The organism is Chryseobacterium piperi (genome assembly GCF_002285635.2).
Classification (GTDB): Bacteria; Bacteroidota; Bacteroidia; order Flavobacteriales; family Weeksellaceae; genus Chryseobacterium; species Chryseobacterium piperi.
On the sequence record NZ_CP023049.2, the window covers coordinates 4,060,508 to 4,082,996 of the forward strand.

The 22,489-nt window shown below is 35.0% G+C and carries 14 protein-coding genes and 1 pseudogene; 7 read left to right on the forward strand and 8 right to left on the reverse strand.

Annotation, left to right across the window (positions count from 1 at the left end; genetic code table 11):
• The first annotated feature begins 327 nt into the window (after positions 1 to 327).
• The 7 genes and pseudogenes from CJF12_RS17755 to CJF12_RS20420 all read left to right on the forward strand — a co-directional run bounded on the left by CJF12_RS17755 (position 328) and on the right by CJF12_RS20420 (position 12,342).
• Entirely contained in the window at positions 328 to 1,995 is a 1,668-nt protein-coding gene (locus tag CJF12_RS17755) for a T9SS type A sorting domain-containing protein (protein WP_095591194.1), read from the forward strand.
• Positions 1,992 to 4,997 carry an RHS repeat domain-containing protein gene (locus tag CJF12_RS17760; RefSeq protein ID WP_095591195.1) on the forward strand — a complete coding sequence of 1,002 codons (3,006 nt, stop codon included), beginning with the start codon at positions 1,992 to 1,994 and terminating at the stop codon, positions 4,995 to 4,997. The genes CJF12_RS17755 and CJF12_RS17760 overlap by 4 nt, the downstream gene beginning before the upstream one ends.
• A gap of 6 nt (positions 4,998 to 5,003) precedes the next feature.
• Positions 5,004 to 5,351: a DUF6443 domain-containing protein gene (locus tag CJF12_RS17765; RefSeq protein WP_095591196.1), complete on the forward strand. Its 348-nt coding sequence runs from the start codon at positions 5,004 to 5,006 to the stop codon at positions 5,349 to 5,351.
• 26 nt (positions 5,352 to 5,377) lie between these two features.
• Positions 5,378 to 6,714: pseudogene (locus CJF12_RS17770) on the forward strand (IS1182 family transposase).
• A 234-nt stretch (positions 6,715 to 6,948) separates the two neighbouring features.
• Positions 6,949 to 10,068, forward strand: coding sequence for an RHS repeat domain-containing protein (locus CJF12_RS17775; RefSeq protein ID WP_095591197.1), 3,120 nt, complete (start codon positions 6,949 to 6,951; stop codon positions 10,066 to 10,068).
• Position 10,069: 1 nt separating this feature from the next.
• Positions 10,070 to 10,624, forward strand: a complete 555-nt coding sequence (locus CJF12_RS17780; RefSeq protein ID WP_034687242.1) for a hypothetical protein — start codon at positions 10,070 to 10,072, stop codon at positions 10,622 to 10,624.
• Between the two features lie 437 nt (positions 10,625 to 11,061).
• Positions 11,062 to 12,342 (forward strand): RHS repeat-associated core domain-containing protein, encoded by a 1,281-nt coding sequence (locus CJF12_RS20420; protein WP_051887384.1) that lies wholly within the window; start codon positions 11,062 to 11,064, stop codon positions 12,340 to 12,342.
• Positions 12,343 to 12,439: 97 nt separating this feature from the next.
• Here CJF12_RS20420 and CJF12_RS17790 read toward each other — a convergent pair whose 3' ends face one another.
• The 8 genes from CJF12_RS17790 to CJF12_RS17825 form a co-directional block, all read right to left on the reverse strand.
• A complete protein-coding gene (locus CJF12_RS17790) occupies positions 12,440 to 15,259 on the reverse strand; it encodes a gluzincin family metallopeptidase (RefSeq protein ID WP_228379124.1) in 2,820 nt (939 codons plus the stop codon).
• 56 nt (positions 15,260 to 15,315) lie between these two features.
• On the reverse strand, positions 15,316 to 16,683 hold the full coding sequence (gene pyrF / locus CJF12_RS17795) for an orotidine-5'-phosphate decarboxylase (RefSeq protein WP_034687244.1): 1,368 nt from the start codon (positions 16,681 to 16,683) through the stop codon (positions 15,316 to 15,318).
• A gap of 125 nt (positions 16,684 to 16,808) precedes the next feature.
• On the reverse strand, positions 16,809 to 17,156 hold the full coding sequence (locus CJF12_RS17800; RefSeq protein ID WP_034687291.1) for a YkvA family protein: 348 nt from the start codon (positions 17,154 to 17,156) through the stop codon (positions 16,809 to 16,811).
• Positions 17,157 to 17,240: 84 nt separating this feature from the next.
• Positions 17,241 to 17,780 (reverse strand): TlpA family protein disulfide reductase, encoded by a 540-nt coding sequence (locus CJF12_RS17805; protein WP_034687245.1) that lies wholly within the window; start codon positions 17,778 to 17,780, stop codon positions 17,241 to 17,243.
• A gap of 49 nt (positions 17,781 to 17,829) precedes the next feature.
• On the reverse strand, positions 17,830 to 18,393 hold the full coding sequence (locus tag CJF12_RS17810) for a thioredoxin family protein (RefSeq protein WP_034687246.1): 564 nt from the start codon (positions 18,391 to 18,393) through the stop codon (positions 17,830 to 17,832).
• Between the two features lie 20 nt (positions 18,394 to 18,413).
• Positions 18,414 to 19,484 (reverse strand): chorismate synthase, encoded by a 1,071-nt coding sequence (aroC, locus tag CJF12_RS17815; protein WP_034687253.1) that lies wholly within the window; start codon positions 19,482 to 19,484, stop codon positions 18,414 to 18,416.
• Between the two features lie 51 nt (positions 19,485 to 19,535).
• Positions 19,536 to 21,167, reverse strand: a complete 1,632-nt coding sequence (locus CJF12_RS17820) for an LIC_10190 family membrane protein (RefSeq protein WP_034687256.1) — start codon at positions 21,165 to 21,167, stop codon at positions 19,536 to 19,538.
• 52 nt (positions 21,168 to 21,219) lie between these two features.
• Entirely contained in the window at positions 21,220 to 21,765 is a 546-nt protein-coding gene (locus CJF12_RS17825) for a YMGG-like glycine zipper-containing protein (protein WP_034687259.1), read from the reverse strand.
• Positions 21,766 to 22,489 lie beyond the last annotated feature (724 nt).

A 22,489-nucleotide genomic window follows, 5' to 3' on the forward strand; every position in this document is an offset into this window, starting at 1 on the left:
AAAAATAAGGTTTTATACTGTGTGAAGTTTTATATGTTGCAATAATATATTTCTTTAATTCTGTATAATTGTTAAAAAAAATTAATGTATTTCAAAAATATTTAATGTCCATAGAAATTAATTATTTAATTCGAATTTCATGTATTTTTTTTGATTTCTATTTTAATTATACTAATGTATTCACATAATAAAATTATTTTGATAATTAAATTAATATTTCTTTGTCTTTTTATTATTTAAATAGACAAAGAATGTGCCTGTTTGTTTGGTATTAAGTAATAGAATGTAATAGATTTATTTCAATTGTTAATTAAAATACAAATATAGATGAAGAAACTCTACATGAGTGCATTTTCGATATGTACTATTCTGACTGTGTCTGGTCAGGAAACACTCTGGCAAAAAAATATTAAATCCTCTACTCAGGATTTTCTGAGCCAGGTAACCACTACTATTGATCAGCAATATTTAATTACAGGAAGTGCTATTCAAACAGGTAGCAGCCAAAAGGTAGCAGGTGGCAGTAATCAGAATAACGGTTACGATTTTCATTTGGTGAAGCTCAATCAACAGGGAGAGCAGGTTTGGGAGAAATACTTCTCAGGAAATAACCATGACTATCTTTCTGCAACGGTAGCAACCCAGGAGGGAGGATTTTTAGTTTCGGGAACCTCATATTCAGGTAAGGGTCTTGATAAAAAAGAAGATTCCAAAGGAGGTAGCGATATCTGGTTGATAAGAATCAACGAGTTTGGAGATGAATTATGGCAGAAAACGTTAGGGACAATTGCTGATGAAGAAGCCAGAGCTGTTATTCAAACCACGGATTTAGGATTCTTTGTAGCCGGTAATGTACAAAATGCCTCTAAAGGTTATGGCTCCAAAGATGTGTGGATCATCAGGCTTGATAAAGACGGAAAAGAAATTTCACAACTGATTTTAGGTGCGAGAGGACTAGATGAAGTAGAGAAAATGATTCCTACAAAAGATGGAGGTGCGTTGGTAGGGATTTACTCACGCAGCGAAGCTGTGAATATGAGTAATCAGCAATCAGTAATGAGTAATGAAAAAGAGATGATCTCCAATTCAAAAGCTGATCGTTCTACTATTACTAATCACTCATTACCTATTACTTATCAATCCAAAACCACTGAGAATTTCGGAGAAGGTGATTACTGGATCGTAAAGTTGAGCAAAGATGGAAAAGTTGAATGGGAAAAGAATTTTGGAGGAAAAGGAGATGATCATGTAAGAACCCTTGCTTTAACGTCAAACGGATATATTATAGGTGGGGAGTCCAGATCTGAGAGATCAGGAAACAAGACCGTAGGGATTGAAGAAGGAACTGACCTTTGGCTGGTTTCACTAGACGAAAGAGGAAGCGAGCAATGGCAGAAATCTTACAATTTAGGAAACAGAGACGTTCTAATGAGTATGAGTACTATTAGTAGCCTCTCAACTAGCAACTCTCAACCAGCAACTAAGGGCATCTTACTCGGAGGTTACACCCAGGCGGAAGGAAGAATAGAATCTAATGATGAAACGTTCTGGATGCTGTATGTAAATCAGGATGGAAGTGAACAGTGGAGAAAACATGTTAAAGGAAAGGAGAAGAAAAAAGAGGAAAGATTGTCAGACCTGAAATTAAATAAAGATGGTTCGATCATCCTGGCAGGAACCAGCGCAGAGGAATTAGGAAAGGAGAACTGGAAGATTGTGAAGTTAGGAGACAAACAGCTTGATCAGTTAATTGAAAAGCAAGACATTAAAATCTATCCGAACCCGGTATCAGATTATGCGTATGTAGAAATTGGATTTGATTTCAAAGATGCAGAGATCAACCTCTATGATATGGGCGGAAGACAATTGCAGAGCCTTAAAACTAAGAATAGAGTGACTAAGCTGAACACTCAGAATTTAATTCAGGGAGCTTATCTGGTTACTGTAAAAACGGATACTAATAAAACCGCTAATACTAAAATTATTAAAAAATGAAAAGATATTTATTTCTTGTAGTGAATCTGTTTTTATTCAACTGTTTTTATTCTCAGGACACGGGAGGATTTATGCCAAAAGTAGTCTCGCCACCACCATCGGTGATGGAGATGGAAAAATATACGACATATGATGTCAATTTACTGAACGGTGTGGCTTCTTTTGACATCCCTCTCTATACGCTGAAAGCTGGTGATATTAATATCCCGATAACACTGAACTACAGGACTGCCGGGATAAGATACAACCAACAACCCGGAGAAGTGGGTTTAGGATGGCAGATATCCCCTACGTACTTGATATCAAGAATTGTGAATGGAAGAGCTGATGAAGCTCATGAAAGACCAAGTGAAGAAATCACCAACTCTTATCTTTCAAAGCCGGGATACCACCGGGATACTTTTTTGAGTTCATTTAGCTCTTTCTCACTAGGTGCACAACCTCTAGTAGAGCAATATGACAATGATTTTGATATTTTCAGCTTCAATTTGCTTGACAGCAACGGCGAATTTCTTATTGACAACCTGGCAACAAAGAAAATCGCTTCAACCCAAAAAGCGGTAAAATTTAATTACGAACTGGGAAATATAAACAATCAATCAAATTACAAGGCTATCCAAAGTTTTAATGCGGTAGATAAAAATGGTATTAAGTACTATTTTGGCAAAGACCTTGCAGATCCCAACGCAAAATACCATACCCTTTCAGCAGATCCCCCTGCACATACCCAGGTTTGGTATGTTTCCAAAATCGTTGATACCAAAAATAATTTTGTAAATTTTTCCTATAAAACAAATAGCGAATCCCGGTACAATTCTACCTATGTATTTACAGTAAGTGAATCCGTCGCAACTAAGACTTATTATGGAACTGTTTATGATGCATTGTCTTCTGACATTCAAAACGAAGTTTTAGGTCCTCAGGAATCCCTTGTAGTTGATCGAATGACAACGTCCAATGGGCAAAGGATTGAATATGATAGGGATGGGTCAAGTAATAGAATTAAAAGTATAAAAATATATGACAACAAGAATACATTGATAAGAAAAGTAGATTTTATCTATAAAATAGCCCAAAAAATTTTCTTGGAGAAAGTCCATATTTATGACGGAATAGACCCCAAAGCCAAAACCTACGTATTTTCATATTATGACGAAAATGTCGCCCATAATAAGCGTGATCTGTGGGGCTATTATAATGATGAGGGAATCCCCGATTTTATATTTCCACGATACGTTGGCATTGTTGATAATATAACACTTATGGACGCTGTACAAGACTATAATACTACCTACGATATAATAAGCTATAATATATCTCAAACTCCCTTACGTGATGTTCCTGGTTTTCCAGCAATGGAACCAATCACTTCCCTGGATAGACCGAATCATTATTACTCTTTAAAGAGTATAAAATTTCCTACAGGGGGAATCAGGGAATTTGAATACGAGGCCCATAAGTATAAGGGTTATGATGAAGCTTACCATATAGAAAATGCAGATAAATTTTTTGGAATGCGGATCAAAAGGATCATTTCCAGAGACAGAGAACAAAGTACTCCAAATCTTATTAAAGAATACCGGTATGGTTCCGATGGTAGTGGATATGGCAATCCTTTTGAAGATTTCTCTGTTTCTCACTCAACCATCAATGAAAGTTCCAAAATATCTATAAGTGAGGATGGTACTGTTAACACAGGGAGGGTACTGAGCTTCACTAACCAAAATCCATTCTTAGGCTTATTCAATCAACTAGGATACATATATTATCCAAAGGTAACAGAATACAGCTTCGACAAAATTTACAAAGATTTTAATGCTCAATTGGCAAAAGATAAAACGGAATACTATCATCGGGAAGGTATAGCCCCAAATTATTATGCCTTTTTGAAGTACTCAACACACTTTAATAATTATGGTAACTATTATGGTTTTACCAACCTGTCAGGTGGAATAGAGAAGGAAGATAAAAGGATCTATTACATGAAAGATACAAATAATAATTTTGTACCGATAAAAAAAGTTGAGAAACTGATGGGAAGAGCGGACCCAGTTGAGAAAAAAGGGATAAGGATCTCTCCTTTTTATACTTATGCAAGCTCCACACACTCTGGGCTTTATCAGAAATTCCCTAATTCGATGAACTCCTTTTACAATTTTGATCGTTATACCATTAGAGTTTTAAGGGATCTGGAAAAAGGGACAAAGACAACAGATTATTATGGTTCTCAGGAACTTGTTACAGAGGTTACAAAAGATTATGCCAATGCAGATCACCTACAACCCACCGGCCAGAAAACCCTCCATGCCGATGGATCTAAAACCGAAACCCTCTACCGATATGCTCATGAAAAAGGAAACCAGTTGATGATCAGTAAAAATATGGTTGGGATTCCCTTAGAAACAATGACCACTCAAACTATTGGAAATAGTACTAAAACTTTATCAAAGGTAGAAACCATTTATCCCAAAACTCAAACTGAAGCGAATACAAAAACATCAGGATTGGTATTACCGACCTCGGTACTTTCTTATGATATTTCCAATCTTTCATTACCAGGTATTACCGAACTTACCTATGATCGATATGATTCTAAAGGAAACATTCAGCAGTATACCTCAAAAGTTGGAGTTTCAACAACAATTATCTGGGGCTACAATGGAACTCACCCTATTGCTAAAATAGAAGGAGCTAAATTATCTGATATTACCCAATCTTTGATCACTACCATTGTCAATGCTTCCAATGCTGATGCAGCTAATCCCGCTCAGGAACCTGCGCTCATTACGGCATTAGATAACTTTAGAAAGAATTCAGGTTTATCCAATTACCAGATCACAACATATACTTACGACCCTTTAATTGGTGTAACCAGTATTACCCCTCCATCAGGAATCAGAGAAGTGTATATCTATGACACCGCTAACAGGCTGAAAGAAATAAGACAGGATTCCAAAACAGGAAATCTGGTAAAAGAATTCAAGTACAATTATAAAAACTAACCCCTGATGAACAAAATAATTATCCCTATAGGAGCCTTGCTAATCGCAGGATTAGCCCATGCTCAATTAAGCCCGACTGAAAATTATGTTTATTCTAAAACATACCTTGATTATAATGCCAGTAATCAACCTACCAAAACTGCAGAAACCGTAGAATATTTTGATGGTTTAGGGAGACCTAAACAAATTATTAATATCAAAGCCTCTCCTTTAAGAAGAGACGTGGTTACCCATATTGAGTATGATGGTTTCGGAAGACAGGTCAAAGACTTTCTTCCTGTTCCCCAGGCACAAGAGGCTGTCTCAAAAGAGATAGCCTTTTTTATGCAAAAAGGAAAGCTTTCGCTTTCCTAATAGTTGCAAATTGATTAATTTGCATTGTGTTAAGTACGTCAAAAGTAGTCTTTAAAGATTACACCCCCAAAGAAAATCTGCTTTTTCCTCCCAATTTATCGGAGTTGATTGATGAGCGACATCCTGTGAAAATTGTTTCAAACATTATTGATGGCTTGGATATCAAAAGCTTAATTAAAACCTACAAACCTGGCGGAACATCTTGCTACCACCCAAAAATGCTTTTGAAAGTTTTGATTTATGGCTATTTAAGCAATATCTATTCAAGCCGCAAAATGGAGCAGGCCTTGAAAGAAAACATCCATTTTATGTGGCTCTCTGCAATGAGCCGTCCCGATCATAACACCTTAAACAGGTTCCGTAGTGAACGATTGAAAGGTGAGATTAAAGCTATTTTCACACAAATTGTTCTTCTTTTGGAAAAGGAAGGTTTGGTAAGTCTGAAAACCACTTTTGTAGATGGCACCAAGATAGAAGCCAATGCCAATCGCTATACTTTTGTTTGGGGAAGAGCTGTCAAAAACACAAAGAAAGGATTGCAGAGCAATTAGAAGAGCTTTGGAACTATGCAGAAACAGTTGCCAAAGACGAGCTTGAAAATACAGAAAGTATTGATTTTAAAGAAGTAGATTCTGAAAAAGTAACTCAAACCATCGAAAAGATCAATGAAGTTTTGAAAGATAAAAAAGTAGCTTCAAAAGTTCGTCAGAAACTGAATTATGCTAAGAAAAACTGGGCAGATAATTTAGAGAAATATAAAAAACAGCAAGAATTATTAGAAGATAGAAATTCCTATTCCAAAACCGATACAGACGCTACTTTTATGCGAATGAAGGAGGATCATATGCGAAACGGACAACTAAAACCCGCTTACAATCTACAAATTTCTACCCATAGACAATTCATTTTACATTATTCAATTCATCCCAACCCAACAGACACCAAAACATTAGCGACTCATTTACTGGGTTTTGAAGAAAGCTATCATAAAGCTCCCAAAGAGCTTGTTGCTGATGCTGGTTATGGCTCAGAAGAAAATTACAACTTGTTAAAATCTAAGAAAATAAAAGCTTATGTTAAATATAATTACTTCAGAAAAGATCAGAAATCGGGACAAATAACCACTTCACAAAACAATCCTAAATTGGCAAAAATCAGAGAAAAGGTTTTCAAACTTCTTAATACCAGCAAGGGCATCAAACTCAGAAAACAAAGATGCCATGATGTTGAACCTGTTTTTGCAGAGCTCAAACACAACAAAAATTTTAAACGATTCATGCTTCGGGGAAAAAATAAAGTCGAGGTAGAAATCGGCATACTCGCAATTGCCCACAATCTAAAGAAAATGTCAAAAGCAGCCTAAAACAGACTGCTTTTTTGACTTATATCTTCTTTTTTCCAAGATATTTTTTTTATTCAAAATATCGAAATCTTTTTTCAATGAAATACTAAAAAGAGACTGTCCTTTTGAGACAGCCTCATTATTTCCAATCCTTTAGCTAATGCCACCCAGGCCAGCGTTTATGGGCAGGAAAAGATCTTTGCAGAAAAGGCGCTGGAAAATTCTCCTCTGGATAGAATACTGGAACAGAAACAGGTGGGTAATGCCTGGAACACAAAACCGGTAAAGTTTGACTATGGAACCAATACGGCTACAGAGGTCAGAAAATATGTGACCACAACCACTTTCATGGAAGGAAGAACGAATTCCATCTTAAAAGTGGCAGCCAATGATGGGAACTCTGCAAGTGGGTTTTATAAAGCCAATCAATTGTATAAAAATTCAGTAAAGGATGAAGATGGCAATGAAACCATAGAGTTTAAAAATGGCCAGGGCCAGACTCTTTTAGTCAGAAAAGTAGTAGGAGCCGGTCAGAATGCAGATACCTATTATATCTATAATGAATATAACCAATTGGCTTTTGTCCTTCCTCCCGAAGGATCTAATGCTGCTAAAAGCCTAGGAGTAGGTGTCCAGTTTTTAGATGGCTTTTTGGTTAATCATTGTTATCAGTATCATTATGATGGAAAAAACAGATTGGTACAAAAGAAACTTCCGGGTAAAGAATGGGAGCATATGGTGTATGATAAAGCAGACCGGCTGGTCTTTACACAGGATGCAGTCATGCGCCCTACTTCAAAATGGCTTTTTATCAAATATGATAAGCTGGGAAGGGTAATCATGACAGGAATTGTACCTGGAGGAAACAGAGTTGAAATGCAGAATATGATTGGAGGTAATGTGATAACAGAGAACAGAGTTACGACAGCGTTTACCAAAAGCGGAATGCCGATCTATTATACCAATGATCATTTTCCTTACTTTGAAACAGCACACTCAGTTAATTACTACGATACCTATCCTCCGGGATCTCCTGCAGTAACCAATGTTTTTAATTATCAGCTTCTGACCGACAATCCTTCACAGGATCGTAGCACCAAAGGATTACCTTTAGCCTCGTATATTAAAAATATAGAAGATGATGCCTGGACCCGAAACTTCACCTGGTATAATTCCAAAGGTCAGGTGATGGGAAGCAGAAGTATTAATCATTTGGGAGGATATACCATTCTTAACCATCAGCTTGATTTTTCTGGCACACCTCTTAGAATCAGTACTTACCATAAAAGGTTGGCTGGTGATGCCGAAAGACAGATACACGAATACTTCACCTATGACCATCAGAACAGACTTCTGATGCATCGGCATAAGGTAGGTTCCAATCCTCTTGAGATTTTAGCCCAGAATAAATACAATGAGCTCTCCCAATTGGAAAGTAAGAAAGTGGGTGGAGTAAGTGCTGCTGCACCGCTTCAGCAGGTAGATTATCAATACAATATCAGGGGATGGTTGACTCATATTAATGATCCTGCTAACCTGGGAACTGATTTGTTTGGGTATAAAATAAAATACAACCAGGTAGAAGGACTACAAACTCCGAATGTTAACTTTTCTAATCTGAAGGTACTCCCTAAGTTTAATGGAAATATTGCTGAAGTTGACTGGAAGACGGCATCTTCTCCTAATGATAATTTAAGAAGATATGGGTATGTATATGATGGTTTAAATAGATTACTGGCAGGATTTTATCAAAGAGATACCAATCCATCAGCAAGAGAATATTTTGAAAAGATGGATTACGATCTGAATGGAAATATTATCAATCTCAAAAGATCAGCCAATATCCAATCTGGAAATACTGCAGTATTAATTGATGATCTTAACTATCAATATATAGGGAATAGGTTGCAGTCAGTAACTGATATAGTTCAGAATTTAGATGGCTATCCAGGTGGAGGAAATACAATTAGCTATGACTTGAATGGAAACATGATTAAGCATTTGGATAAAGATATAATATCAATAAAATATAATCATCTTAACCTCCCCAATGACTTTACCGTTAATCTCGAAAATGTATCACAAACAACCAAATATATTTATCGATCAGATGGGACAAAAGTTAGAAAGCTATTTAGAAGTGGAGGTAGAGGTGGCACTAAAATAGTGGATTACTTAGATGGCTTTCAATATGAAGAAGGTATTTTTTTTCCATCACACACATTATACTTGTCACCAACTTCTGAAGGTTATTATGATTACCAAGAAAATCGTTATATTTATCAGTACAAAGATCATTTAGGGAACGTGAGAGTAAGCTATGTAAGGGATTCAAATACACAAACTTTAAAGATCTTAGATCAGAACGATTATTATCCATATGGAATGAACCATTTAAAGTATGAAAATTCGTTCTCCGCTGGAATTAATTATAAAAACTATCAATATAACGGAAAAGAGTTACAAGAGATGAAAATGTATGATTATGGCGCTAGATTTTATATGCAAGATATTGGAAGATGGGGTGTTGTGGATCCGCTGGCTGAGCAAATGCGTCGTCATAGTCCTTACAATTATGCGTTCAATAATCCAATAAGATTTATTGATCCGGATGGAAGGAAAGTAAAAGATTGGTACCAGAATAATCTAACTCAAAACATTGAATGGCATAATGGTAGTGCTGAATTAGATGGTTATACTAACTTAACAGCTATAAATAATACAAGAGTGCTTGGCGTTGAAAATGGACAAACGGTTCAGGAATTTAATTTAAATCCTGATGGTTCTTTTACAGCAGATGGGCAATTATTTAATAACGGTGATTCTGCTCCCACATTAATAGGTACTACAATTACAAGTAAACCGGGTTTTGATCTTGCAAAATGGTTATCGCATTTAGGGAATCAAGGTGGAAACTTTTATGCAAACCTTGGAGGGGCGGCTCCTCAGGAATATAACAATCCTTTCTTTAGAGGGGATATAGATAAAATAGTTGATGCTGGAGGTTACTTTGGAGGAATGGCTAACAGTTTAAGTAGAGGAAATGACTGGAAAGACCTCATGGCTTATAGGGTGGATATAATGGCATTAGGAGATTTGGCATTTTCAGCTGCGGGATCAACAAACAGTTCTTCAAATGCTGTAGCAGCAAACCCCGATACACTTAGTTTTTATGGTTCCCAAGCAGTTGGTCTTAATATTTATAGAGGATCTGGAGACAGAATAACTGGTGTTGGTGTTAAAACTCAGGATGTTTATAAAACTAATATGTCAAGAAGTCAAAAGGATTCAATGATAAATCGAGTTAATGCTGATGGTGCTAAATATGATAGAAAATCGGATTCTGTATTAAGAAGAATAATGAAGTCAAGATAATATGAAAACTAAAATAATTTGTATACTAATTTTATTCATTATTTTTTCTTGTAAAAATGATGAAACTAAAAGTTTTAAAGAAGAATTAACTCAATCTATTCAAAGAAAAATTAAACAAGAACTTAAACAAGACGGTTCTTCTTTAGAATCAATTCAGCTTGTAAAATTAGATACTTTAAAAGAATGGCAGGAGGCTGACCTCTTATTGCAATATTCTACTCAAAGATTGATAATATTAAATAAACAGCAGCAACAATTATCAAAAGAGCTTGACAATGTTAAAACAGTTAAGGATTTTGAACAAGTTGAGTTAAAATATGCAAAAGTGAAAGATAGTATAAACCACGAAATAAAAATTACAGAAAGTGTAAGTCATCTGGAACCGAAAAAAGATAAAACGGGTAATTATCAGGCTATTTTTCTTTTAAAAGTGTTTGAAAAAAAATCCAACACAGTTAAAAACGATTCATTATTTATGTATGTAAATGACAAAAAAGTAATATTTACACAACCACAATTTATTGAACAGTGTATTAAGAAGTTTAATAAAAATTAATATTCTATCTCACGAATTTGTAATCCGTGACAAAACAATAACAAAGAGGCTGTCTCAAAAGGTAAAATAATACTCTGAGAATCTCCTAAATGGCAAAAGTTGTCAGACAGGAGTCCGAGAGGTGGGATACTTTTGAGGCAGCCTCTTTTGTGTTTTCTTGAGCTTAAGTAGGGATAATTTCCGATAGAAAACACATGTGTATAACAATAATTTTTCAACTTTATAAAGGTTCCTCCATAGCTTTAAATCAAGTTTTCACGGAAAATAGTTTTTAGCTATTGCTCATAGAGAAAATATGGACTTTAAAAAGCATGAACATGCTTATGTAGAAAGGGACATTGTAAGGAATCTCCCAGCTGGAAAATAAGAAAGTAGGTGGAGTAAGTGCTGCTGCACCGCTTCAACAGATAGATTATGCATACAATATCAGGGGATGGTTGACGGATATCAATAAAGATCAGATGACCGTTCCCAACTTAGGTGGAAAATTATTTTCCTATAGAATTAAATATAACCAGAAGGATGGTGTTACCAACCCATCCCCTTCATTATTTGCTGGAAAAGATGTAAAGCCTAGATTCAATGGAAATATTGCTGAAGTAGACTGGCGGGCTGTTGAAAGTTTAGGCGCCAATCCTCCCATTACTCCGAAAAGATATGGCTATGCTTATGATGCATTAAACAGATTGACGGCAGGTTATTACCAAAACCCCAATAATCCTAACAGTAGAGAAAATACAGAATCCCTGTCTTATGACCTGAACGGGAATATCACCAACCTTTACAGGACTTCTGTCATTGAGAATAATAATACGCCTACCGTCATTGACAACCTTACTTATACCTACAGCGGAAATCAGGCAACAAAAATCAAAGATGACAGCGGAAACAAGACCGGTTATGAAGGTATAGAAGGCTGGCCTATTGAATATGATTTGAATGGGAACATGAAAAATATGAGGGATAAGCAGATTACAGGAATTGGATATAATTACCTGAGTCTTCCCAATATTATTAACATCGATTTGGGTCAAGTAACCACAAATATCAAAACAAAATACCGTGCTGATGGTGTAAAACTGAGAAAAGAAAACATTAGAACTTCTACAGGTTTTGCGGGAACAGATACGAATACACAGGAGACTGATTATCTGGATGGCTTTCAGTATTTAAAAAGTACTTCTACGAGCTCAGGAGGGGGTGGAGTTTCGGAAATGATACTAAGCAGAGCATACGAACCCGAGGCATTTTCCCCAATAAGAGAACCTGAAAATGAAGCCGGTCCTTATGAAACTCTGATTACTGCTGACCTAGCAGTTCCCACATTACAGTTCATTCCAACAGCAGAAGGTTTTTATGACTATATAAAAAATCAGTATATTTATCAGTATAAAGATCATTTAGGAAATGTAAGAATAAGTTTCGGAAGAAACAGCGCAGGCGCTCTTGAATTGACGGATGCCAACGACTATTACCCCTTTGGAATGAACCATTTGAAAACCGGTAATGCTTATTTCGGAGCAAGCTCATATAAAAACTATAAGTATAATGGCAAGGAGCTGCAGGAGACGGGAATGTATGATTATGGAGCGAGGATGTATATGCCGGATATTGGAAGATGGGGAGTTGTCGATCCGTTAGCAGAAGCTTCAAGAAGATTACCCCTGCTGGCGCGAATTTCACGCTCGTTCCCGAATAAAGTAATCAATAATTTATAAATCAATCTGATAAATTAATACTTTTTGGATTACCTAAATAAATTGAAGAGTTAAATATACAACTGCCGCTTCATAAAAATGAGCGGCAGTTTTGTTTTTAATACCATCCTCTTCTGGCAGCATTGATAATGGATCCTAAGTTAAGAACCAAAGTATATCGTATTCTTTTAGCATAATCTTTAAAACCTGGTTCAAAGCCCAATGAAGATTGAATAGGAAAGAAGATTTCGACGAAGTCCGGAATCAGCCTTAACTTTATTCCGCTATCCCAGATAAACTGAGTTGGATTATTTTTGTTTTTATAAACTCCGGCATCTGCGTAGACATGAAATATTTTCCATACACTGGTATCCACATTGAAGGAAGTAATCCACTGATTTACGGTTCCTGGGATGAAAGATTTAAAACCCCCGTCAGCCAGAATAAACTGTTGGGATAAAAAACCGCTATTGGCACTTTCACCTAAAAGGTTGTAAGAAAAAGAATAATTGGATACTCTTGAGATTCCGTAATCAAATGTATTGTTTCTGGTATCGTTTCTGACAAAATATCCGGCAAACAGTCGGAGACTGAGCTTTTGCTTTGGTGCGAATTCCCATCTGTAAAAGCCTTCTGCCGTGATTTTATTAAAATCTTCCATCCCCTGGGCGCTAACACTCAGACTTTTTTCGTGGATCATCTGGTTATCCGTATATCCATATCCTATACTCCACAGGTTATATTTATCATAGTCTCTATTGGCAATCCTTAAAGGGTTTAGGTCCCTTTCAAAATAATTATAAGAAATACTGACTCCTCTTCCTACTGTACTTCGTGGGTTTTTTCTAAAGCTGATATTCGAAAATATTGATGCTTTCCTGTAAGCAAGATTATAGTCGTAATGGAAGTAGGCTCCTGAAACTCCAAATGTTAAGCTTCTGATGATGCTTTCAGCTGGTAAAAAAGAATAGGAGACAGCTCCGGAACCGGTGAGTTTTCCTGTACCTGTACTATAAGTGGGGGTGACTGAATAAAGAAACTTCTGATCAAAAAATGATTGATTCTTAAAGTTGAACCCCAATAGGAACTTATCATAGGTATTATTGAAGCGGATCCTAGGACTTATATAGATTTCATTAAATTCCGGGTTAGGAATATCTTTAATAAGCTTTAATTTAATCCTTTTGGCATTTGAAAACAGTCCTTTGGAATATAAGAAGTTGTCCCGATATTGAGCTTCAGGGAAAATATAATCGTTATTCAGTGTAATTTTATAGATATCCAAAGCAGGAATAGTAACTGTTGTCGATTTTTCATTCCCATCTGTTTCTACCCAATATTCTTTTTTTTCCTTTTCTGTCGTTTGAGTTTCTAGTTTAACCGGAATAGGAGAGGTCGTATTTTTAGTGATTTTAATATGCAGTGAATCGTTTTCTTTTTTGAATTTCTGTAATTTGAAATTAACCCTGTTTTTTTGTTTTAAAAAGTCGGCCAGATAGCTGGTTCGGTTATCTTTTTCAGCAAGTTCTTTTAAGAAATCTCTTGCATCGATTGGCTTATCTGTATTTTTAGCAATAAAGGTTTTCACTAAGTCGTCAAAATTCTCATATCCCATTTTATCGGCTGAGTAATTGAATAAGCTTCCCGTTTCAAAGCTACTGATAGCCATGACATTGAAGTTACTTAACACACTGAACTTTTCATCAATTTTCTGATCCAGGTTTTGAGACATGATATATTGGTAGGCTAAACCGTATCGATCGATCAATTTCACATTGGATGCATGAAATAGTTTTAAAGGTTTTATCCCGAAAATTCTAGCCTCAGGTAATTTCCCTAAAAGTTTAGTCTCTCCATAGAATTTTTTCAGGTACTGAATTTCCAGATAAGATTTTATGCCATTATTAAACCAATGATCATCTTGTTTATCTGTAATAATACTTTCGTCAAGAACTTTCTTGGCAATAATTCCAAAATAATCTAAATCAGCTTTTTCAGCATCAGTAAACAGCTGGAATTTAAATCTCCAAAACCTGATATCATTGTTACCAAAAAAATCTTCATTAGCTCTGAATTTATCAGAGATGAACAAGTGGCTTGGAATGGTTCCTATTTTTTCTTTGATAAATTTTAAATGAAGCGGGAGGTAGAATTCAAGATTTTCTTTCTCTTGTGGTGATAAAGGATATCCAAATTGTATCTCGGTTTTGATGTCTTCCGTATTAATAATAATGGAAGGATATTCTCGCAGAGATAATAAAAATTCGGGATCTGAATCTAAATATCCTTTAAATGAGTTGGTCTCGGTTTCAGGCAGATTACTTTTAATAAAGTATTCGGATGGAGTGTCGAATTTTACAGCCCAATGAGTATTGAAACTGATAGATTCCTCGATATCGTGGTAGTTTCTCTTAGAAATATTGTCCGGATCGAAATGATCCGGAACAATAAAGAAATATTTTAAAGCTATATTTTTATCAGATGTTCCATAGCCTGTAAATTTTTTATCAGGAAGCTGCATCTGATAATGCAGTTGAATTCTAGTGCTTTCACCAGGATGAAGTGGTTTATTGAGAGGAATAAACAGGTTTTCTTCTGTTGTATTCTCTACCGGAGTAACCAAATTTCCAGAGCTTTTTACAGTAAGCTGTAAAAGCTGGCCTAATTGTTCAGGTTTTGCAAAGTGTAAATCATTGTTCCTGTCTTCCAGCTTTCTGTAAACTAAAGATGTTCCTCTTTTTTTATAAGCGGACACCCAGTTAAGGAACTTTATGGTGTTTAAATCTTTTGACGAATTATTATAGTATACCAATTCCTGGCTTATTTCCAGCAATTTTTTATCTGAAGATAATTTCGCTTCAATGTATATACTGTCTTTTTGTCCAGAAACCTGTACAATTCCCCAAAATAAAATAAGGCAAATACTAATCTTTCTCAATACTGTGATAAAGTATCAAATATAACTTATTTTATACAGATTTTATAAATTTACTATTAAGCTTTTTTTAAAGAATTGACATAGGCTTTCCAACCTTCATTTTTGTAAGTTATGGCTGCTTCCTGAGGGTTTTCTGATTTATAAATTCCTCTTCCTACAATAATAAAATCGGTATGAAGATTTTTGAAAACATGTTCCGGAGTATTATATTGCTGTCCTTTTCCATCACCTGAATCTGCTAAATTTACTCCAGGAGTAAATAATAAAATTTCTTCAGGAATTGGGTTTTGAGATACCCCACCGATAACATTGGGATGAGATAAAGATACTTTAAGCGCTTCTTCACGGTAGCTGTTGGTGGTTAATGTTCCTTTAGAAGACATGCCTATAATAGCTACAACCCCTACATTTTTAAAACAATCTAAAGATTCAAAACCTCCGATTACCTGTGATGTAACGAAATCTGCCCAATCTGTAATTTTAAAAACACCACTTGTAAACTGTAGTTCCTGAGTATTTCCAATATCAGCAAATTTTCGGTCTTCCATAAGTAAGAACTGGTGTTTAGCAGCTAATTCTTTTAAAGGAGTGATGGTTTTTTCATATTCGAAATCAGAAATGATATCGATGTGAGTTTTTAATGCAACAACGTGTGGACCTACTTTATCAGCGAGCTCCAACAATTCTTTAGTGGTGGTAACGTCTGCCGATGCAATAAGGTTGGATTGTTTGGTGATTGCTAATTCTAATAGTTTCTTAGAAACAGAATGTTGAGCTGATTTTAATTTTTGCTCATAAGAACCTCTTATTTTTTCTTCAAACTGAATATGGTTTCCTAAAAGGAAATCGTGAATTCTTTTCACCTCTTCATCAGAAAGTTCTCCATTTTCCTGAAGAATTGTACATACTTCCGAGATATTGAAAAGGGTATGGACTCTGTATCCTTTACTTTCTAAAAGCTGTTTCCCTCCCTGCTCTCTGTCTAGTACTACAACGATATCAGCAACTTTAAGGTCTTCCTGCTCAACTTCAGCAATGGTTTCTAATAAAGATTTTCCGGAAGTAATAACATCTTCTACCAAAAGACAGTTCTGCCCTTTCTGGTAAATTCCTTCAATCATTTTCTTGGTACCGTAATCTTTTGCTTCTTTTCTTTTGATAATAAGCGGAATATAGCTTTCCAGTGACATAGCTGTTGCCATAGGAAGAGCAGCATACGGAACTCCACAGATTAAATCAAAATTATCCAAAGGAAGCATTTCCAATAAATAATTAGCAAGATTCTTTAAAATTTTAGGATCTGAAGCTAAAGGTCTCAGGTCAACATAAAACGGACTTTCAATACCACTTTTTAAAGTGAATCTTCCAAATTTAATGATGCCTAGCTTATAACACTCCAAGAAGAATTCTTTTTTACTTTCCATTATTTTTTATTAGATGTTGCAAATTTAAGGATTTGTAATAAGGCTTAAAAATTTATCAATTAAATTATAAATAAAAAGCCATCCCAAAAGTATAGGGACGGCCTGAAAGAATATTTTTTTGTAAATTATTTTATAATCTGTGCATCGATTATTTTGGTGTTTCCGGTGTTTATTTTTTGTTCTACTTCCCAAAGAAGGAATTTATCCACTTCTTTTATCAATTTAGGAATCACCAGATATAAAACAGCTAAGTCATCGAGAACTCCCAGAACAGGGACTGCAACTTCTGGAATAAGGTCGATAGGTGAGATGATATACACAATACCTAACAAAGGCAAAATGATATCAATAGATCTCATAGGGTATATTCCCTTTTTCCAATACTTAACCATTCTAAAGATGTCTGGAATTTTTTTCACAAACCCTTTGTGGTTGATGGCCTCTTTAGCCAGGTTTAACTTAGAATATTTCATTTTGTGTTTGGTTTTAAAATAAATTTTCAACGTTATAAATTTCGCAAATTCTATACCAAATACTTATAAAAATTCGTTAAAAAATTATTTGACAATATTGTCGATACATTGATGCACAAATTCTGTATTCCAGTCAGTATAAGCATCTTCCTTAATTAGAATTCTTCCTGTTTTATCCAGTACAAATGTTGTTGGGAAGACTTTTGGCAATAGCTTTTCTGAAATAGGGCTTTGGGCAATATATACAGGAACCGTGTAATTATTTTCCTGAAGGAACTTTCTTACTGCTGATTCTTCATCTTTCATAGCGATCAGTACAAAATCGACATGATCTTTTCTTGTATCATACAGTTTCTGAATAGAAGGCCATTCTTTTCTGCAAGGGGGACACCATGTTCCCCAGAAATTTAAAAAAACAGGTTTATCTCTGAAGTTTTTAAGATTGGTGCTTGGAGCATTAATCCCTTTAAGCTCGATATTGTAATCATCTTTACCTACAGTAACTGCATTTTCAATAGTAGCAATAGGAAAAAACTGATCTTTCAAAAAGTTCCTTACACCGGGTATGAGAACAATAATACCGATAATGGCAATTAATACAATATAAACGATATTTTTTTTCATTTGTTATTTTTTTTATTGTTACTTCCTGTTTTCCAATTGAGATGGAATCTTATAATAATTCTAATATTTCCTGTACAGCATCTTTACCTCTGTTTTTGGCATAGTAAATTTGTAGATCATTATAAAATTCATCTTTTGGATATCCTTCAGGATCTGCTTTATATTTTAATAATAATTCTTTCCCATATTGAGGGCGAGGTCCCCATGAATTTTTAACTGTAAAATCATCATTAAGAATAATGACTTTCGGGATTGACTCGGTCCCATTGGTTAGGAACTGATTAATTAAAGTTTTATCACCATCTCTCAAAAAAATTCTGACTTCATTTTTGCCTTCAAAAAATTTAATAAGAGCAGGGACAGTTGCACTTGCATCACCACACCATGCTTCGGAAATAATTAAAATTTTCCCGTCAAAATTTTTAGATTTTAATATTTTGAGCTGTTCTTCATCAGGGGTGTACTTTTTTAAAGTTCTATCCATTCTTTGAAGACCCAGTTCATAATATTGCTTATAATCAATGTCTTTCTGATTGTCAGGACTTTCAAGTCTTTGTCTTCCAATGTGAACATATTCCTCAAAACCGATCCCTTTATCCCAATATTCTTTCATGATGCTCATGGTGTATGTATTTAGAAATTATTTAGATTTCTTGTTTTATTAATTAAAAATAGATCTGCCAATACGAAAGCGGCTAAACTTTCCACAACAGGAACAGCTCTAGGAACTACACAAGGATCATGTCTTCCTTTTCCTTCAACGATAACAGGGTTTCCATCTTTATCAATGCTATCTTGAGGTCTTAAGATAGTTGCCACCGGTTTGAAAGCTACCCGGAAGTAGATATCCATTCCATTAGATATCCCGCCTTGAATCCCTCCAGACAAATTGGATTTTGTTGTAAAGTCAGTGTTAAAAGCATCATTATGCTCTTTTCCAGTCATTTTTGCTCCACAAAATCCACTTCCATACTCAAAGCCTTTACAAGCGTTGATATTAAGCATTGCTTTTGCAAGTTCTGCCTGTAGCTTAGAGAAAATAGGCTCTCCGATTCCGACCGGAACATTTTTGATGACACAGGTAATCGTTCCACCAATAGTATTTCCTTCTTTTTTTATTTCTTTGATTCTTGAAATCATCTTTTCGGCTGTCTCAGCGTCAGGGCAACGAACATCATTGCTTTCCGTTTTTGAGAAATCCAGATCCTGATAAGGCTTTTCACAAAAAATTTCGCCCACGGAAGAAACGTAAGCATTGATTTCAATGTCAGATAAGAGTTGCTTAGCAAGCGCACCCGCAACGACCCAATTCATTGTTTCTCTGGCTGATGATTTTCCACCTCCGCGATAGTCTTTGATTCCAAATTTTTGGTCATAGGTAAAGTCTGCATGACTGGGACGGTACGCACTGGCAATGTGATCATAATCCTTAGACTTCTGATTTTCATTTTCAATGACAAAGCCAATAGGAGTACCTGTGGTTTTCCCTTCAAATATTCCTGAATGAAATTTTACTGTGTCACTTTCTTTGCGTTGTGTTACAATTGCCGATTGACCAGGTTTGCGACGATCCAATTCGTACTGAATTTTATCAAAGTCAATAGTTAAACCTGCCGGAAAATTATTGATTATTCCACCATAAGCCACACCGTGACTTTCTCCATATGTGGTAAGACTGAGAAGATTACCTAAAGTATTGAACATAGTACAAATTTACGGCTTTTTCTTAATATAATAATGCCTTTGTATATTGTTCTATTGATCAGTGTTAGAGATGCAATTAATAATGTGTTCTGCTTGCTTTCTTTCAGCAGGAATCATCGTCTTCCAGAAGAATCCTTTTTGAATAGTATTTTTATGGATCAACTGGGGTACAATGTCCGTTTTTATATCATCAATCAGGTAGCCTGGTGAAATAGCAGGTAGGGGTGTTTCGAAATTATAAGGATAATTTTTAGATACATTGAATTCCAGATTGCCTATTTTGAAAGTGCTGAAAGATGTTGGCTCGTACACAGAAGGTTTGTATAGCTGTTCTTTTTCAAACTTTCCCATAAACGAAGCCATTTTGTAACTGGGAAGATGTGTAGCAATAAAGGCAGGAAAGGATAAAAATAAGATTACAGCAATACTCATCGCTGAGAATATAAGGAGTGCTTTTTGCCGATTGAAATATTTGAAAAAGATGACGAAGAAGATCACAAAAAATACGTCGAGAAAAAAACGATATTGAGCAGAAAAAAGAAGAACTAAAATACTTTTAATAAGTAAAGAGCCTGCAATTAAATACGCCATTTTATCTTTTTTTCGCCAGGAAAAAATACTGAAACCTATGAGTCCTAAGATCAGGAGAATATTAATTTTAGATTTGATCCCATTTAAGAAAAGCCAGTTTTTAATATAATCTGATGAGGTGAATTGTTGTATTTCTTCGTAAGAATACTGCATATCATAGGTCTTTTGGATAGCATATTGAGAAGATATTTTTAAGACTTCAGGATTAGGTTTCCAGTAAACTCCGATATCACCGACAGGAACGGGAAAGATAGGGTAGCCGAATGTCCAGATGTTTTTAAGAAAGAAAAGTAAAATTAACAGGAACCCAGGAATAAGAGTTTTTAGGGTGGGTTTTATGATAAAAGCAGAGTAGGACAAAACCAGAATAGGGAGCCAGATCATAGTCGGTTTTATGGCAAAAACAAAAGCAGAGAATAGAAAGAGATGAGATGCCTTGGCATTTCCGGATATGATTTCGTTTAAAATAACTAATGAGAAGATAATGACTGGCAGATCCGGGCTTGGAGATTGAGAAAATAACAGCATAACCGGAATAAACAAGAGCTGGATCCATGATTGCTTTTCAATAATATAGATGCTATATACAAGGAGAATAATGGCATTTATTCTTAAAAAAGGATCCGAGAAATTAGAAAATCCAGCCTGGAAAATATGCCAAACTGACATTTGTCCGAGGCTGAGATCCAGATTGGAAATGCCTTTTATCAGTCCGTATTCTGAAAGCCATTTTATTGAGGGCACATAATATCCAAAATGATCTAATATGTAAGGATAGTATGAACTGCAAAAAAGGATAATTAATGTTACAGCAGAAAATAAAAAGATATCTTTTTTCAGGAACCTGTACCACTCAATATATAATCTTTCTTTAAAAAAGAAAAGAAGGCCTATCATAATTACAGGCATTTCTACATAAATATCCAGGGGAATAAAAAAGGACACCATAGTCCATAGGGTACTAACGGTTAGTATTCCGGCTAAGATTTTACCGGCGATCCCGTTCAAAGTCCCTGCAAAAGATTCCATAGCTTTTCCAAGGCCTGATAAGGCTGAAAGAATGAGAATAGAAGATAATAAAATCAGAATCATAAAAAAAGATTGCTTAAAAATAAGCAATCTTTTATTCTTGTATATAAAATTATTAATTCCGTGGTTTTACTCTTCCGTCTTTTCTATCACCGGCCCTTCCGATTGTATAACCGGTAGCACCACCTACAACACCTCCAATTACAGCACCCAGTCCTCTGTTGTTTTTACTAATGATAGCACCAGCTGCTGCTCCACCTACTGTACCAATGATGGTACCTTTGGCTGCCTTACTCATTCCTTTTTTCTGAGTAGTTCCTTGTGATGAGTTATTTCCATTATTAGCATAAGAACCGTTGTTATTTGATTGAGACTCTCTGTCTCTATATACGGTTCTTGTTTTTGTAATTACTTTAGGTTGTGAATTATGGGATGCTACTGCTCTTGTTTTTTTAGCCTCGACCATACTATCTGCTTTTTTCTGAGCTTCATAAACCATTTTTTCCTTTTCAATGGCCAGTTTTTGCTTTTCTATCTCAAGTTGCTTAGCCTGAAATTCAATTTTCTGCTGCTCTAATGACTTTTCAGCCGTCTGATCGTCTTTCTTACAAGCGGTCATTAAAAATAACGACACGATTCCTGTTAATACTATATTCTTCATAATTCAAATTTTATATAATGAGCTTAAGTGAAAAATAACTTGAGCTGTGTAGGTGTTTTCAATTTTGGAGCCAACTTTTAGTTAACTGATGTTAAAAATTCAGAAAAATTCAGAAAAAATATAGGCGTGCAGTATAAATACCCTTTATAAAAGGCTTTTTTCTCATTATGAATGGGAATCTGAGGTCAATAATTATAATTTAATCATAAGAATGTTAATTTATGAAGCCAGTTGTTAATTTTTGGATGAGAAGGCATAGAAATTGCGTTTTGTACCGAACTTTTCAAGAATCGATAGATTGAATGTTTTGTAAGCTGTAAGAGGATTATTATCAGGCATTACTGAGCTTTTTTAATAAAGTGACGATGATTTAACTGTTGATTTTTATTAAGTTCATATAAAATCTTTATTTTTGAATACCAAATTATATCAAAATATGAAAAATAATTTTAATGCCCAGATCTTCTTCTGGCGTTCGCGGATTTACCGCGATGATCAGTTGGTCTGAAAAAGAATAAATAATTTTAAAAATAAGATTTAACTCTTGCAGGTTAAAAGAATCTAACTAAATAAGTACTCTTCTATGTTTTAAGATTTTCTTCGGAATAAATAAAAAAATATTTTCAAGAAACAATAAATAAAACATTATTACGATATATTAATCATTGAAATGAAGTACTTTTAAGATGGGATTTTATTCCCGGATAAAATATTGAAAAAGATA